Raw genomic sequence first — 15,260 nt, 5'->3', positions numbered from 1 at the left:
ATAAGAAAAATATTTCTCAGGAAATGATTAGAAGAAGCGCTCGTTTATCCCTGTTTTTCAAGTTTGAAAATGCGTCTTTAGCTGTGTTGACATCAAAAATACACGGATCAGAGCATGAAGAAATGGCCTCGGGAATAAAGTGAAAAAGGATAATAAGACTAATCCTTTATCCTTAGTAAATAGGCCTATGATCTCATTCGTTTCATAAAAACGATTCATTTAACCTATTCATTCATATAGGACCTTCATGTAAAATTAACCTATTACAATATCATCCACTAGAGGAAAATAGTTTTTATTGACTAGTAGAATCGAAAGGAGCCGCTGCCGTGGGCGAAAGTTTTTGGGATTCAGCAGGTAACTTTTTGCACATTTCCTACACGGAAAATGAACGCAAACGGGATCAGTATAAAGATTTATATGACTATTTGGCTGATAAAGAAAGCGAAGTCAAAACCGAATTATCGGATGTTAAATCGACAAAGAACAGTTATAAGACGAGCAATCTGCCAGACATGAAAATTCCTTCTCATGAATTTGAGGACACCCGTCATGAAAAAGATGCCGATCTAAAGAAATTGATCAAGCATTTTGACGATATGCTCGATGATATTCAACACGCTAAGACGAAGGCCAAAAGCAAGTGGGAGCATTATAAAGCGAAAGCGGAAGCTGAAGAGAAAAAGGGCTAAAGGAGGGAAAGGCGGATCATGTACGGATATTACAACTATAATACTGCCAAGTCGAAAGTAAGCGGAGAAGCCGTGGAAATTTCCCATAACGGAGCGGCTGAAGCTCTTGCCCATGCAAAAGCAATCGAAAAGCATGTCAGCGACTCGCTGAACAAGGCGAACGAATTAAAATCATATGTTGAGAGCGGTAGATGGAGCGGAAAAACGCGTGATGCTTTTCTGAGCTATCTTGAACTGATTATTGATTTAAATGCAGATATGAAAAAGGCATTGAAAGATCATACGTCTTCTTTGAAGCATTTAGAAAAACACATCGGCGATTTTTCAAAGCTCAGCGAAGTGAAGGATATACAAAGCCTATAAACATGGAAGGGGAACGGACATGCAGGTGAAAATAGATACGCTGACAGCGGCTGAGCTCTACGCTTTGGCTGGAGCGGCCGAAGTATCATACATATTCGGCCTTCCCGAGCGCGAACAGCTCGCACTGGTTGAGCCCGATTGCGCGGTGACGGCTAAGGACGGCCTCATTCGAAAGGGCATCCTGACAGAAAAAGGAGATTTGACACATGCTGCTTTTTTGCTGACGGAAATGCTGAAACACTATCACGAAAGCAAAGAATACGTGCGTTTCAATAATGTGATGTGCGCTTTTCTGCCGGACGACGAAGACCGCGTCATCGCATTAACAGAAATCACCCCTGGCACAGCCTACACATTGGACTTTTTGGAAAAGCGGGAAGTTTATTTATCGCTGATTTCAAAAGTGTCCTTTTTCATGAGAGAGCCGCGGGAAAAAGACCGGACCTTTTTAACAAAACCGATGAATCCCGATGAAAAAGCGGAAGTGAGGGCGATGGATCTCGACCAAAGAGAGGTCCTGGCTGTTGAAACATTCAAGTTTGCTGCAGTTCAAAACCTGACAGACCCTGGTTTTCAAACAACCAGCCTGTATTTCACAAAGGGTGAAGATTTTATTTGCATCGATCCGTTAAATGAACGATATGAATGGATCAGCCTTTACATCATGAACAATCGGATTTTCGACGCGCTTCACATGAACTTCAGAGCAGGGAGGGCGATGGTATGAATGCGGAAAGCGCAGGTTCTGGCGGCGGAGGCACAAACATCCAACTGGAGTTTGAGGAAATGATCAACATTTCAAATAAACTGCAAAGCATTTGCGAGATTTACACAGAGGGTGTTCAGCCGGAAATTCAAAAATTGACGAATTCTAAATTTTATAAAGCTGGAAAAGCATTGAAAACGATTGAAAGCTACCCGGAGATTCTCGGGAAAACAATGGAGCTCATGGATAATTACGCGATGGCCGCCCAGATTGTCAACTATGCAGCGGAAAAAATGTATGAAACAGATAAAGAGCTCCAAAAACTTTACAAGATCCAGAAATAGAAGCGAGGCGATCACCTGATGGATGTGAAATTCAGCCCGGAAGATTGGCAGACCATGAAGGACGGCCTGGATACGTTAACGGGCGGAAAATACGGAGGCGGAGCGAAATCCGGCCTTTTAAATCTGAATAACCTCATGGAAGATATCGAATCAAAAATTAAAGACAAGGACAGCGACAGAGCGATCGGCTTTAGCCATACCAGTAAAAAGAGCAAGATCGAGGAGCTGTTCAAGGATTATCAAAAACTGTCTGACTTTTGCCTGAAAGCCGGCACTCTAGTAGATGACCACATTGACAACCCTTTCTACAAAGAGCTGGACGCTTTTGCAGATCAGATGGAAGGCTTATCCATCCACAACTACAAGACGAAAAACCGCATCGGCTCCAAAGAGACAACTTATGTCGGCTACGGCATGAACAAGACGGCTGTCGAACAGGACAAAAGTGACATCACCGTAGATGATATTTTCAAAGATTCAAAAGCGTTTGATGATGTGCTGAGTGAACAATATAAAGCATATAAGGAAGTCAATCCGGATGTTGAATTGACGTATGAGGAATACTCGAAAGCGATTGTGTCCGCCCGCGGTTTTGAGTACGAATCGATCAGCGACGTCCAAAAGGGTCAGGAATTTTGGCGCGATCTGATCGTTGGCGGCGGTATTGTCGTGCTGGCGATCTTCTGCGCACCCGCGGCTATCACTGTAGGAATCGCATACGGAGGAGCGCAAATCTCCAGCGGGATAACAGGGGAAGACTGGATGACGAAACGCGAGTTAAACAAAGGCGAACGCATTGAAAGAACCGCATTCGGCGCCCTTGATATGATCCCAGCGGCAGGAGCGGCGACAAAATCGTTCAAAACAGCGGCAACCGTCGGAAAATTATCAGGCAGAACGGAGCCTGTGGTACAATCTCTTAAAGAGAGCAAGTCCCTCTGGGCGAACCGCATGAGAGTCCATACACTAAAAGCACAAGACAAACTCAATGACGCCGGCTTTGCCATCAAAAAGCAGTTCGCCAAAAGCGCGGACGCCTTAAACGACATCGCCCGCGGCACAGAAGTAGGCGCCGGCGGCACTCTCGCCCGAAAAGGCTCCAATTACTACGGCCATGTCAACGACGCCCATACAGCTTCGAAAGCGAAGATGCAGGACTCGATTCAGCGGGTTGAGAGGGAGATTGAGAAAGGATCTGGTAAAACTGTTAAGGAAATTAGTAAGGCTGATAAAGCGAAGCTAGAAAACTGGGCGTATCCACCAAACGAAGAGAAATATCTCAAATATAAAGAGGTATATGATAACCCGAAATATTATGATCAAGAGACGGGCAATATTAATTGGCCTCCAAACAACGGATTTGAGGGCGAACCGGTGAAAATGCAATTGAAAGAGGGAATGCTAATTGACAGATATGGAGGACCAGGAGGAAGTTTCTTTTCTCCAGAAGGAATTCCTTATGAACAGAGGGCACTTGCTTTGCACAGTGACGAAGCAGATTATTATGTATATAGAGTAGTAGAAGATTTTGAAGTAACAGGCGGGAAAATAGCTCCATGGTTCGATAGACCAGGTGGAGGTACACAATTTATTAAATATCATGATAATGGAAAAGCGTATTCTCTTAATGAACTTATTGAGGAGGAACTAATTGAATTCGTATCTGTAAAAAAGGGTGGTTAAAATAATGAATAATGATGAGATGTTAAAGCAATTGTACGAGCGGCATCACGTTAATAAAGAAGAGAAAAATGATAAAACAACTATTACTATTTATCCGAAAAATAGCGATGGTAGTGTTAATCTTGATACAGGTATTAAATTGAAAAATGAGACTAACAGTAATTTATGGAGATTATTCGAAGTACAAAGAGACCAAGAATATGAATTAGGGACATTTAAGAACAAGAACCTAGGATTAGTAGGGCTTTATATAGCAGTAAAAGGAAAGTTTGAAAGAGCAAATGTAAGCGAGAAAACAAGACAAGAATTAAGAAGTATAGAAGGAGATCTAAAAAAAGGTGAGACTATTCTCCAGCATAATTTAAATAGTTGTTACTTTTCTTTGAATCAAGATGATTCAGAAGAAAAAAAAGGCGCAATTAATGTATATGAAGAAGGTGGAAAATATTATTTGTATTATTACAGTTTAATAGGGGAGAAAATATGGATATCTAAAGCTAGACCAATGCGAAGTGCTCTGGTGGTAACATATAATTATGGAAGCTTGCTTGAAGAGTTTGATAAATTAATAAAAGTCTCGCTACATAGTTTGTCTGTTTCTTTAGAAGAAATAGAACAATTGAAAAGAATCTATATAGGTAAGTAACTATTTGTTGGATAAACGACAAAAATAATTTTTGTCTCCAAATTAGCCGGCATGGAGAAGACAATGCTTCATACAGAGGCGAAGAATTTTTGGGGAGTATGCCGGCGACTTGACATCAGGTTAATCTGACAGAGTGTCTATAGGAAGTCCAGAAAACAACCAAGGAGCAAACAAATGACCAACCAAACCAAAAAACCAAAATGTCCGCTATGCGGCAGTGACAACCTCACCAAGAAAAAAAGAGGCTGGACGATTACGACAGGTGTCTTCGGAATGAATCAAATGCGATATACATGCCATGACTGCGGGAAGAAGTTTATGGAATGGAAAGCGGATTACAGCTGACGCGGGAGACACGTATGAAAACAAGAGAAAAAAACGTCTTTCTAATGTTAATCTTAACGATCTTTACGTTGGGTATTTATTATATTTACTGGATTTTCGACACATCCGAGCATATGAAGGATGAAAGCCGTCTGCCGGCAACAGAGGTTTTCTTCGGTATCATCACCCTTGGGATTTACTTTGTTTATTGGCATTATAAAACGGCTAAAAAGGTCTACCATTTCGCACAGTCTAAAGGGTATAAAGGGATAAGCGACCAATCGATGATCTGTCTGCTCTGTTCTCTCATCCCGTCAGGGGGCTGGATCATTTCGATGGGATTGATTCAAACGAATATCAACACGCTGCACTTTTTGGAGAGCAGAAAAAATCAGCAGAAGTAAGCGAGTGTGATGAAAATGGCGGATCGTCTTTTCCCCGTAATCATCGGCGGTATTGTCGGTGATGCGCTGGGCGTGCCGGCGGAATTTAAAGCGAGAAATTTGAATATTAAAGGAATGACCGGGTATGGCACATACAATCAGCCGCCCGGTACATGGTCGGACGATACATCGTTAACATTGTGTTTCATGGAGAATTTGATAGAAGAAAAAGATGAAACAGAATTGATGAAAAAGTTTGCGGCCTACCGAGAAGGATACTGGACGCCATACGGCCGCATGTTTGATATTGGAAGAGCGACAGATGAAGCGATTGAGTGTTTCATGCGGGGAACACCTGTCGAGCAATGCGGCGGGGCCTCTGAGTTTGATAATGGAAACGGGGCATTGATGCGTATATCTCCGCTGGCGTTTACCCAGTCGGCAGAACCCGATTTTTCCAAAAGGAAAGCGGAGATCGAACGTTGGGCGCATATCACACACCGCCATCCCCGTTCAACGCTCGGATGCATCATTTACATCGAATGTTTAATCAACTTAATCCGTCATGATCAACCTGACATGGCTTATCGAAAAGCGGTTCACTTATGTTTGGACCATCTTTCTGAGAGCGAATACGAGCGTGAATTTGCAGCATATGAGAGAGTCCTTAATGAGGAAATGGCCGGACTTCAAAGAGAAGACATCATCTCCGACGGCTATGTCGTCCATTCATTAGAAGCGGCGCTTTGGTGTTTTCTCCATCATGATCGCTATGCCGATGCTGTCTTAGAAGCCGTGAATCTTGGCGGGGATACGGACACCATCGCGTTTATCACGGGGACGCTGGCAGGCGCGTATCATCAGCTGGAAGGCATTCCGGAAGAATGGATCAACGCCTTGGCGAGAAAAGACGACATATTGGCCTTGTGTAAAAAGTTTTCGCAATTTTGCCTTGAACAAGCAGCAAAGTCATGAAGGAAAATACCGTTTTAAATCGGTATTTTCTTTTAATTGAGCTAATATGAAATAAATCAAAAAACCCCTTGCTTTTATTCGAAATTCCATCTATAATAAATCATGTCTCAAATAAACGGGGCATTAGCTCAGCTGGGAGAGCGCTACACTGGCAGTGTAGAGGTCAGCGGTTCGAGCCCGCTATGCTCCATACTGAAAACCCTTGATATATCAAGGGTTTTTTATTTTCCTGTTAAGAAATTGGGGTGTATTCTTGAATTGTTGGCAAAACCTTTTGTCAGTGATCGATTCTAATGTTTTAAGGTTTGTCTGTGGATAGTATTACCGGAATGGCTACGTGGACGAAGTTATTCGCAACATAAAAGCGGGCCATCCCCGGCCTGCTAATATATCATTAAATATCAGCGCTCTTTTTCAGCTTTTAAAAGCTTTTAAAAGTTTTTTCAGTCCGTAAACCGTAATAAAGCCGGATAAAGCTAATCCACCAATAAAATACAGTAATAAATATAATGTACCCATTGGGGACATTCCTTTCTTAGTTGGATTTTAATCGGGATTTTTAATTTATTATAAAAAAAACTGTTGCCAATTTCTAGAGGGCCTATTTTATTTCCACACTAGTTAACGTCCTCAAATTTAATTGAAATTGGTGTCTCCTTTTGAATCCATGACATGAAAAACCTTGCGGACTTCACATATTATCCTTTCCATGTCTTTTATATGGACCATGTCGAGTACTGGTCTTTCTCACTCTGTTGTGGTTGCTGTCCAACTCTCGAAGCAAACTGACATGTTACGGCAGCATTATGCCTGTCCATGTGATTGTTCCCCGATCTTGTCATCTTTCATGAAGTTATTCTTCTTTGAGAAAATTAAATAGGAACGAATATTCGTATTTAGCTTTGGGATAGAAGAAGTCCCGACAAAGCATGCAAAAAAAATTGCAGGAGTTATAACGGGGTATATTTGTCAACAGCTTAGCTTACATAAACAAGACTTTATTAAACCTTTCCGGCATAACCAATTTCTCTGAAAGGTTCCGGCCAACGGTAACTAGATCACTTCGATTCAATTGTTTAACATCAGCTTTTCCTAGTGCATGACACCCCAGTTTCATCTCTTCCGGACAAGATTTTAAGCATTTTGCCAGGTGTTCTGCTGCTTCTTCTATATCCAAATCCTCTTTAAATTTTCCTAAGCTGAAATAAAAGGGATGGACAGAATCGAATATACTTGTTCAGAAGGCATCATCTACACTGACAGTGTAGAGCGCTATGCTCCATATTGGAAACCCTTGATATATCAAGGGTTTTTTTATTTTCCTTTTTATGAAAAGCGCATCTTGAAAAAGTCGGTTATTAATATTCCCTCATGACGAGATAAATAAAAGAAAAAAATCAATTTCAACTGGAAAATCCCCTGAAACATACCAGCATAAACAATGCTCATGTTGTAAAAAGTAACGGTGAATATGAAGAGAAGGAAGTGAGACAATTTGAATTTCCAGTGGATAACAACACTGTTTAGAAACAGAGGTCTTTTATTTGGCCGAAGAAGAAACAGAGGAACCATGTGGATGTCTTTATTAGGCTTAGGAATTGGTGTAGCTGCATTTTTGTTCAGAAGGAATGGCAATCAAAATAACCCTGTGCAAAATGTAATGAAAAATTTTACACAACAAGGCAATCTGCAAAATGCTGCGCTTACCAATGAGTTTGCAAATGAAATAAAACCTAACCAAAATGCATTTAACACCAAGAAGAATTAATTATTAAAGAGCCCCCCTTATAAAAGAGGTGGGTCTTTTTATACTGATCAGCCGCCTTTTTTCAAACCTTTAAATTGGTTTTCCGCCGCCTAATAAATAATGTTGCTTCTTGTATTTATTTTCCCTTTTTTGATTTTGACTTTTGCTTTGAACCCCTTTATAATGTTAATGATTTTGAATTTTATGGAGGTTTATTAAAAAATGACACATTCAATGAGACTTCGATTCCCAACTTTGAACCGTTAATTTAATACGTTCAAAGGCTCTGTTTGTGCAAACAGAGTAAACGGGATCAGTCTGTCCTTTTTTAATAATCTTCATTTTTCGCATTGAAATATGTGATTTGTGTAGAAAGGCGGATCGTTTTGCCTTTCTTTTTTTCCCTCTTTTGTTTTTGAAAGAAAGGTTTATTTGACGACGACTGTTTTGCCTTTCGCCAATTTAATAAGGATAGATTTTCTTCCCTTTACTCTAAATCACAGGCAGGTGGCTTGTGATTTTTTTATTTGAAAGGAAGAGATCATATGGCGAAAAAAATTCGTAAGGACAGCGGAAAAAAACGAAGCCGTAAAGAACCTCCCAATTTTTCTGGACAGCATTTAATGTACAATAAAAAGCTGCTGAATGAAATCGTAGATCGAGCAAATGTAAGCCAACATGAAACGGTTTTAGAGTTAGGAGCCGGAAAAGGCGCGCTCACAACTATTTTAAGTCAGAGAGCCGGCAAGATTTTGGCCGTAGAATATGATCAAAAGTTTGTCGATATTCTTAAACGCAAAACCGCACAGAACGCAAATACGAAAATTATTCATCAAGACATTATGAAAATCCATTTACCGAGAGAAAAGTTTGTTGTTGTCTCGAATATTCCATATGCCATCACAACAGCGATTATGAAGATGCTTTTGAACAATCCTTCAAACAGGTTTCAAAGAGGTATCATCGTAATGGAAAAAGGAGCAGCTCGACGATTCACTTCAAATTCAGTAAAAAACTTTTATGTTTTGGTTTGGAAAATGTGGTATGATATCCGACTCGTTCAAGTGATATCTAAAGAAAATTTCTCCCCTCCGCCAAAAGTGGACTCAGCACTGGTTATGATCACCAGAAAGAAAGAAGCGGTCATTTCTCATAAGGATTACATGGCTTTTATGGGGCTTGCCCAATATGCGCTCAAGAAGCCGCAAGCTCCTTTAGACCTTGCTTTAAGAGGGATCTTTACTTCTCCCCAAATGAAGCATTTGAAAAGAAATTTAAACATCAACAGTGGAACGTCTATCGAAAGGCTTAATGAATATCAATGGGGGGTTGTTTTTAAAACAATGGTTCAACATGTACCGCGAGCTCGTTGGCCAAGAGTAAACAAAAAGAAAATATGAAAAAAGTCGGCCAGCTTCAGCAGCCACGATGAGAAATCAAGTTTTTCTTTTGATTTAAGGCACCCGGGGTATTGTTCAAATAAAGCAAGAGTCACCTTTAAAAAAGGTGGCTCATTTTTTTATGGATTACGGATAAAAAAATGACCAAGCCGACTCAACAATGCGGTTATCCACCTTAACGTACCGAAGTATAAGCGAGAGAACAAACTTTACCCGAATAAGAAAGACAGACCAGTCCCCAACTGATCTGTCTTCTGTTTACCCTTTTATCAGAAATTCGTTGCCGTCTTCATCGCTAAAGTGTGCATATGTGCCCCATTGCATTTTTTCGGGCTTTCCTTTAAATTCTACTCCATTTGCTTTCATCTTTTCATAGGTCTCGAAAACATGATCGCATTCAAATACCACGGATGCCCTCATCTTTTCATAGCCTTTCATCATGGATTTTGGATATATGACTAAACGGGTTTGCGCATTTTGAGGGGCGACTTCAAGCCAGAATGCTTCCGGTCCCATTGGATGCTCTGCCATAACCTCAAAGCCTGCTTTGTTTACCCAAAAGTCTTTTGCTTTTTGCTGATCTTCAACATAGACTGCAACAGTTCCTAAATTTGTGATCATCAGAAATCCTCCTTCAATCAATATCAATTCCTATCGTAATCAAATATGTTTTATTCATCTTGTAAAAAAACGACGTTTTCATGTTTATGTTGTTCTCGATTCATTTTTTCTAACATCCAGTTTCTATATTCATTCGGAATCAGGCCGATGCATTCTTTAAAGTCTTTTGAGAAATGAGCATAGTCATAATAGCCAAATTCGTGCATACAATCATGAAGGTCTATTTCAGGAGTGAAAAATATTCTTAATCGAACTTGATTAAACCTCGCTGCTTTGCTTAACTTTTTGGGAGAAAGACCTGTTAATTCCAGTGCTTCATTAAAAGAAGTTACAAACCATGCAGCAATAGATGACTTTTTTATGGGGGATGGCAGCAGAGGGAAAAGAACGGAAAGGATGGGCATCAGAAAAATATATAAACAATTGAATTTACTGCAATGGTACGAACCAGGCGCCTATCAAAAGATTGTGTCCATTTTAGAAGAAGAATTCAGCAATGTAGCTGTATTGAATGAAAACTAAAAACCACCGATATCGGTGGTCTTTTATTGATTTTCATTCTATGTTTGTCAATAATGCCGTCCGCCGTCACAGGCGCTATTATTCAAACTCTTTATCAGGCTCTGTAAAAGCACAAAATCTGATGGAATTCCCTTGTTTATCGGTGCACCATGACTGTGTTAAAAAAGCTAGGAAAATCGCGACCCAATGATCGCGAAATTGGATGAGTATACCGCCGTCATGGTAAACGCCATTGTCCTTTTTCCATCTCCCTGAATTCCCTTGATTCATATGGATATTGTGCATACCATTGGTTGGTTTGAAGCCAAATATTTTATCCTCTTTATTTTCCGGCCCGAATTTTGAGCCGTAAATATAAATCGAAGCTTTTTCGTTTTTCGCTTTGTTCATATATGTTTCGATAAAATCATTCAAATCATTATGTTCACCAGTCACTTCATGGGGCAGAGGGACCATTTTAGTCGGATCGAACAGGCTGCCTCTTACATAATCAAGCGCAATTCGTTGATTCGTCTCATCTTCATGAATCGGAGTGTATCCATTCGGCAGGTTTTGAACATGGGTGATTTCACTGGCGTTAAATTGATCGTCCGCATAATACAGCACTTCGGATTCGGCTGAACTCGACATCACATTAATGGCGCACCTGTAGTGTTTGTCATCTTCTCCAATCACATCTACTTGGTAATGGGGCGTATCAAAATCGACCTCTCTTTTCGTATCATGCACAATTCCTTTTAAAACCCCGTAATTTTCAACCGCCATCATTCTTCCTCCTTCACTGCTGAAATGTGGTGAGGCGCTTCTTTATTCATAAGTGTATATTCAATCCTCATTTGATCGCAAGAAAATTTACATTTTTCTAAAGATTTCTTCAAATTGTATGATGAAATAAAACATTTAGATGCAAAGGCATGCCGCCAATGTGGTATAGCAGCCGGGTTGCTCTCTTTTCCTGCTAAAGTTTGATAGATTGCACAAAAAAACACCGATCGCTTAACCGGTGTATCAAAAACGCTAAAGAGGTTCTTGCTAAAAGCATACTCATCGATGAACGTTTTTATTCTGCGTGTTTTCGAAAAAAAGAGCCCGCAGCGGGTGCAGCTCTTTTTTATGCGTCTATATAACATATCTGAAGGAGTGAAAGAGATGCGGCATGAAGCCTTTTAGCTTGATAAGAATGTTTTGTCAATTCTTTTAAAGCTGCTTCCCTATCTATGATATGCTTTGCCTGGCTTACGGGTGATTTTTTCGGGTTTTGAAAATATTGGATGGTATATGGTTGGCAAAGTTATTCAACCTACAAGATAAATACAGTTTTTGTAAAAAGGTGAAGGAGGCAAACAAATGACTGTTATCAATCAAGTTAAACAGGCTGTAGCCAGCCTTTTTCTTGAAAGGGGAGTGCCTCGCAGATGGTTTTTTCCAGGTATGTTCTGATTGGGTTTTTTTTGCTTACTCAACTCTTCGCCAGCGGCTGTCAAAATGCCGACGATCCCGCCGACCAAAACCAGTCGATGGCGGTCCGGCACGTAAATGCCCGAAATGAGGCGACGAACCAAACAGCTGCAAACAAAGCGAAAGACTTGTTATTCAAAAAAGAAGAAGTGACTGAAGTCAGGGGCGCGAGCCGTGACAAAGATCTCGTCCTCGCCGTTCAGGTTGAACAGTTTGACCGCTTTCGGCTGAAGGATATTGAGAAACAGTCGAAAGACATGCTCAAAAAACATTTTCCCGGTTACCGCATTGAAGTCTCGACAGATCAAAAGATTTTTTGGGAGTTAGACAAACTGGAACAAAGAATTGAAAGCAAAAAAATGAGCGATAAAAAACTGAAGAAAAGAATCGAGAAAATCAAAAAATTGATGAAAGAAAAGCCTTAAGAGGTGGTCAAATGGCTGATCAAAAAAAGAAAAATTTAACGCCTGTTATGCAGGAGTATCAGCAATTCGCAAAAGCAAGGGAAGCCAAACGGCCTGTCTTGAAAAATTGTCTGCAGGCCTTTTTAACAGGAGGAATCATTTGTTTAATCGGACAAGCGATTCAAACGTTTTACATGTATTTTTTTAATTTCACAACTTTGACGGCCGGGAATCCGACGGTGGCCACGATGATATTCATCTCCATGCTGCTGACGGGGTTTGGGGTTTACGACCGCATCGCACAGTTTGGCGGGGCAGGTTCGGCCGTTCCTGTCACCGGGTTTGGAAATGCGGTCATCTCCGCTGCAATTGAACATCGGACCGAAGGATTTGTACTTGGTGTAGGGGGCAATATGTTCAAATTGGCTGGATCTGTCATTATGTTTGGCGTTTTTTCCGCGTTTGTCTTTGCGACGATCAAAACGATCCTCATCATGTGGGGGGGACTGTAATGCTTTCAGGGCACCAGACTTGGATTTTTGACAATAAACCGGTGATTGCCGCTACGGGAACGGCGGCGGGGCCTTTTGAAGGCAACGGTAAAATCCCGGAAGATTTCGATCTCCTTCACAACGATATCTGGCTGAATCAGGATTCGTTTGAAAAAGCTCAGCAGGTTCTTTTGGAAGATGCCTGTGAAGCGGCGGTTAAAAAGGCGGACATCCAAAAGGATCAGGTCCAGTTTTTTCTCGGCGGAGATTTGATCAATCAAATCACACCCACCAGCTTTGCGACCAAAACATTGGGAGCGCCTTACATTGGATTGTTTGGCGCGTGTTCGACGTCAATGGAGGGCTTGGCTCTGGCTGCTTTTCTGATCAATCATAAGGGAGCCGACTGTTTGCTGACAGGGGCCGCCAGCCATAACGCGGCAGTTGAAAAACAGTTCCGTTACCCAACGGAGTACGGATCGCAAAAGCCTCCTACTTCACAATGGACGGTGACCGCCGCCGGTGCGGCGCTGTTAAAAGATCAAGGGGATGGACCTGTTGTCACATCCGCTACCATCGGCAGAATTGTCGATATGGGATTGACAGACCCTTTTAATATGGGCGGTGCGATGGCTCCAGCGGCAGTTGATACGATTGAAACCCATTTAAAAGAGCGCGGTGTTGATCCTTCCTATTACGACGTCATCGCGACCGGTGATCTCGGACATATCGGCAGGGAAATCGCTTTGGATTTATTCAAAAAACACGGAACACCGATTCATGAGAAGCAATTCCAGGATTGCGGCTTGATGATTTACAGGGAAGGACAGCCCGTTCTTGCCGGAGGAAGCGGTGCGGGGTGTTCGGCAGCCGTCGCCTACGGGCATTTGTTCAATCGGATGAAAAAAGGCGAAATCAAGCGCCTTCTCGTCGTTGCGACGGGAGCGCTGCTGTCTCCATTGTCATATCAGCAAAAGGAGACGATTCCGTGCATTGCTCATGCTGTCTCAATCGAGTTCGGAGGTGAACAATAGGTGATATTTTTTTGGGCTTTTGTAGTCGGGGGCCTCATCTGTGTGATCGGGCAAATTATGTTTGATGTTTTTAAGCTGACGCCCGCCCACACGCTGTCGATCCTCGTTGTTCTGGGAGCATTGCTTGATGCGTTTGGCCTTTACGAACCATTTATTGATTTTGCGGGAGCAGGAGCGACCGTGCCGATCGTTAGTTTCGGAAATCAGCTCTTTCACGGAGCGATGGAAGAAGCGGAGCAGTATGGTTTGATCGGTGTCATCACCGGAATGTTTAAAGTGACGAGTTCCGGAATTTCGGCTGCGATCATCTTCGGATTGATTGGCGCGCTTCTATTTAAACCAAAAGGGTAAGGAGGTTTTTTAAAATATGACAGTTGGAGCTCAAGTGAAGCAATGCCTGGCCAGTCTCAAGAGCGTTGAAGCGGGTCTTTCGGCTTTGGCGGAGAAATCCCAGGATGAAGATGTGAAGCGTCTTTTTCATGAAACGATGATGGTAAGCGAAGAAGTGGTATCAGACTTGAAAAAGCGGGTCGGTGAGCTTGAGCGGGAGGAATACCAATATAAAGGCTTCTGATTTAGTTTTATTTTATGGCAGGAGGGATGAATGTGCCTGAGTGGCTCGATATTATTGTACGTTCGGTTATTTTTGTCATCGTTCTGTTTCTCATGACGAAATTGTTAGGGAAGAAACAGTTGGCAGAGCTTTCGGTGTTTGAATATATCGCTGGCATCACCATTGGAGGCATTACCTCTGAAGTCGTCATGGGGCTTGAAAGAAGCATCATTAACGCAATCATCGCGATTGTATGTTTCTCTTCCGTCCCCTTTTTGGTCGAGTGGGTTTCCTTAAAAAATAAAAAAGCCCGCGATTTTCTTGAAGGAACCGGAACGGTTTTTATTAAAGACGGAAAAATCATGGAAGATAATTTGAAAAAAGAAAAATACTCGGCAGACGAGCTCCTCGAACTGCTGCGCAAAAAGAATGTATTCAACGTCTCCGAGGTGCAATTTGCCATCCTGGAGCAAAGCGGCGATTTAAATGTGCTGCTAAAAAAAGAACACAGGCCGGTTACCATGAAGGATTTGCAGATGCCTTACAAGTCGGAGAAAGAGCCGCAAACGGTGATCATGGACGGGGAAGTTTTGGATGAACCGTTGTCTGTAGCCGGGCTAAACCGCCGTTGGCTCAACGAAGAGCTTGACAAATTAGGCGTTGCGATGGAAAACGTCTACCTTGGACAAGTCGACTCTGACGGGCAGCTGAGCGTGGATCTGTATGATGATCAAATAAAAGTTCCGTCTCCTCAAGAAAAGCCTTTACTATTGGCAACGATTAAAAAATGCCAGGCTGATCTCGAATTGTTCGCTCTTGCCACTGACTCAGCATCGGCGAAAGCGATGTATGCCAAAAATGCAAAAAAACTGAAAGATATGCTGAAAAAGCTGGATCCCGCCTTACATGATTGA

At 41.8% G+C, this 15,260-nt stretch carries 23 protein-coding genes and 1 tRNA gene; 20 read left to right on the top strand and 4 right to left on the bottom strand.

Translation table 11 applies throughout. The features are described from left to right. The first annotated feature begins 329 nt into the window (after positions 1-329). From P3X63_RS17095 to P3X63_RS17050, 10 genes are all read left to right on the top strand, one after another. Positions 330-692 carry a hypothetical protein gene (locus P3X63_RS17095; RefSeq protein ID WP_026588520.1) on the top strand — a complete coding sequence of 121 codons (363 nt, stop codon included), beginning with the start codon at positions 330-332 and terminating at the stop codon, positions 690-692. 18 nt (positions 693-710) lie between these two features. Continuing rightward, positions 711-1,055, top strand: a complete 345-nt coding sequence (locus P3X63_RS17090; RefSeq protein ID WP_277691560.1) for a WXG100 family type VII secretion target — start codon at positions 711-713, stop codon at positions 1,053-1,055. Between the two features lie 19 nt (positions 1,056-1,074). Beyond that, positions 1,075-1,782, top strand: a complete 708-nt coding sequence (locus P3X63_RS17085; RefSeq protein WP_026588518.1) for a DUF5081 family protein — start codon at positions 1,075-1,077, stop codon at positions 1,780-1,782. After that, complete coding sequence (locus tag P3X63_RS17080; RefSeq protein ID WP_077735473.1) at positions 1,779-2,105, top strand: hypothetical protein; 327 nt, start codon at positions 1,779-1,781, stop codon at positions 2,103-2,105. The genes P3X63_RS17085 and P3X63_RS17080 overlap by 4 nt, the downstream gene beginning before the upstream one ends. A gap of 18 nt (positions 2,106-2,123) precedes the next feature. Next, positions 2,124-3,788: a glycohydrolase toxin TNT-related protein gene (locus P3X63_RS17075; protein ID WP_277691559.1), complete on the top strand. Its 1,665-nt coding sequence runs from the start codon at positions 2,124-2,126 to the stop codon at positions 3,786-3,788. A 4-nt stretch (positions 3,789-3,792) separates the two neighbouring features. Then, positions 3,793-4,434, top strand: a complete 642-nt coding sequence (locus P3X63_RS17070; protein WP_142246040.1) for a hypothetical protein — start codon at positions 3,793-3,795, stop codon at positions 4,432-4,434. A 174-nt stretch (positions 4,435-4,608) separates the two neighbouring features. Then, positions 4,609-4,779: an IS1 family transposase gene (locus P3X63_RS17065; protein WP_142246039.1), complete on the top strand. Its 171-nt coding sequence runs from the start codon at positions 4,609-4,611 to the stop codon at positions 4,777-4,779. Positions 4,780-4,793: 14 nt separating this feature from the next. Beyond that, positions 4,794-5,162 carry a DUF4234 domain-containing protein gene (locus P3X63_RS17060; RefSeq protein ID WP_277691558.1) on the top strand — a complete coding sequence of 123 codons (369 nt, stop codon included), beginning with the start codon at positions 4,794-4,796 and terminating at the stop codon, positions 5,160-5,162. 9 nt (positions 5,163-5,171) lie between these two features. Continuing rightward, a complete protein-coding gene (locus P3X63_RS17055) occupies positions 5,172-6,116 on the top strand; it encodes an ADP-ribosylglycohydrolase family protein (protein ID WP_026588513.1) in 945 nt (314 codons plus the stop codon). Between the two features lie 117 nt (positions 6,117-6,233). Beyond that, positions 6,234-6,306, top strand: a tRNA-Ala gene (locus tag P3X63_RS17050). Between the two features lie 792 nt (positions 6,307-7,098). Here the strand turns inward: P3X63_RS17050 and P3X63_RS17045 are convergent. Next, positions 7,099-7,293, bottom strand: a complete 195-nt coding sequence (locus P3X63_RS17045; RefSeq protein ID WP_077735470.1) for a hypothetical protein — start codon at positions 7,291-7,293, stop codon at positions 7,099-7,101. A gap of 399 nt (positions 7,294-7,692) precedes the next feature. On the opposite strand from P3X63_RS17045, the gene P3X63_RS17040 reads away from it, so the two are divergent. The 3 genes from P3X63_RS17040 to erm all read left to right on the top strand — a co-directional run bounded on the left by P3X63_RS17040 (position 7,693) and on the right by erm (position 9,263). Further along, positions 7,693-7,884 carry a hypothetical protein gene (locus P3X63_RS17040; RefSeq protein ID WP_142246038.1) on the top strand — a complete coding sequence of 64 codons (192 nt, stop codon included), beginning with the start codon at positions 7,693-7,695 and terminating at the stop codon, positions 7,882-7,884. 201 nt (positions 7,885-8,085) lie between these two features. Continuing rightward, the gene (locus P3X63_RS22940; protein WP_156177705.1) at positions 8,086-8,130 is read left to right on the top strand and encodes an erythromycin resistance leader peptide; all 45 of its coding nucleotides are present in this window, start codon (positions 8,086-8,088) and stop codon (positions 8,128-8,130) included. A 278-nt stretch (positions 8,131-8,408) separates the two neighbouring features. Further along, entirely contained in the window at positions 8,409-9,263 is an 855-nt protein-coding gene (gene erm / locus P3X63_RS17035) for a 23S ribosomal RNA methyltransferase Erm (protein ID WP_277691557.1), read from the top strand. A gap of 258 nt (positions 9,264-9,521) precedes the next feature. Here the strand turns inward: erm and P3X63_RS17030 are convergent, their stop codons facing one another. After that, positions 9,522-9,884: a VOC family protein gene (locus P3X63_RS17030; protein WP_026588431.1), complete on the bottom strand. Its 363-nt coding sequence runs from the start codon at positions 9,882-9,884 to the stop codon at positions 9,522-9,524. A 50-nt stretch (positions 9,885-9,934) separates the two neighbouring features. Beyond that, positions 9,935-10,288, bottom strand: a complete 354-nt coding sequence (locus tag P3X63_RS22935; RefSeq protein WP_077735469.1) for a helix-turn-helix domain-containing protein — start codon at positions 10,286-10,288, stop codon at positions 9,935-9,937. On the opposite strand from P3X63_RS22935, the gene P3X63_RS17025 reads away from it, so the two are divergent. Further along, complete coding sequence (locus tag P3X63_RS17025) at positions 10,245-10,406, top strand: hypothetical protein (protein ID WP_277691556.1); 162 nt, start codon at positions 10,245-10,247, stop codon at positions 10,404-10,406. The genes P3X63_RS22935 and P3X63_RS17025 overlap by 44 nt on opposite strands. A gap of 78 nt (positions 10,407-10,484) precedes the next feature. On the opposite strand, the gene P3X63_RS17020 is transcribed toward P3X63_RS17025, so the two are convergent. After that, the gene (locus tag P3X63_RS17020) at positions 10,485-11,171 is read right to left on the bottom strand and encodes a YukJ family protein (RefSeq protein ID WP_026588430.1); all 687 of its coding nucleotides are present in this window, start codon (positions 11,169-11,171) and stop codon (positions 10,485-10,487) included. A gap of 650 nt (positions 11,172-11,821) precedes the next feature. Here P3X63_RS17020 and P3X63_RS17015 point away from each other — a divergent pair. Genes P3X63_RS17015 through P3X63_RS16990 form a run of 6 tightly spaced genes read left to right on the top strand, consistent with a single transcriptional unit; the run spans position 11,822 to position 15,260 of the window. Continuing rightward, entirely contained in the window at positions 11,822-12,289 is a 468-nt protein-coding gene (locus P3X63_RS17015; protein ID WP_035428432.1) for a YhcN/YlaJ family sporulation lipoprotein, read from the top strand. A gap of 11 nt (positions 12,290-12,300) precedes the next feature. Further along, a complete protein-coding gene (spoVAC, locus tag P3X63_RS17010; protein WP_026588427.1) occupies positions 12,301-12,780 on the top strand; it encodes a stage V sporulation protein AC in 480 nt (159 codons plus the stop codon). After that, a complete protein-coding gene (spoVAD, locus tag P3X63_RS17005; RefSeq protein WP_026588426.1) occupies positions 12,780-13,793 on the top strand; it encodes a stage V sporulation protein AD in 1,014 nt (337 codons plus the stop codon). Before spoVAC ends, spoVAD begins: the two co-directional genes overlap by 1 nt. Next, entirely contained in the window at positions 13,794-14,144 is a 351-nt protein-coding gene (gene spoVAE, locus P3X63_RS17000) for a stage V sporulation protein AE (RefSeq protein WP_026588425.1), read from the top strand. It begins immediately after the preceding gene. Positions 14,145-14,160: 16 nt separating this feature from the next. Continuing rightward, the gene (locus tag P3X63_RS16995; RefSeq protein ID WP_026588424.1) at positions 14,161-14,367 is read left to right on the top strand and encodes a DUF1657 domain-containing protein; all 207 of its coding nucleotides are present in this window, start codon (positions 14,161-14,163) and stop codon (positions 14,365-14,367) included. A gap of 26 nt (positions 14,368-14,393) precedes the next feature. After that, on the top strand, positions 14,394-15,260 hold the full coding sequence (locus tag P3X63_RS16990) for a DUF421 domain-containing protein (protein WP_201278490.1): 867 nt from the start codon (positions 14,394-14,396) through the stop codon (positions 15,258-15,260).

This window comes from Bacillus sp. HSf4 (assembly GCF_029537375.1).
In the GTDB taxonomy this organism is placed as follows: Bacteria; Bacillota; Bacilli; order Bacillales; family Bacillaceae; genus Bacillus; species Bacillus sonorensis_A.
This window is presented reverse-complemented; position numbering and strand designations above follow the sequence as displayed.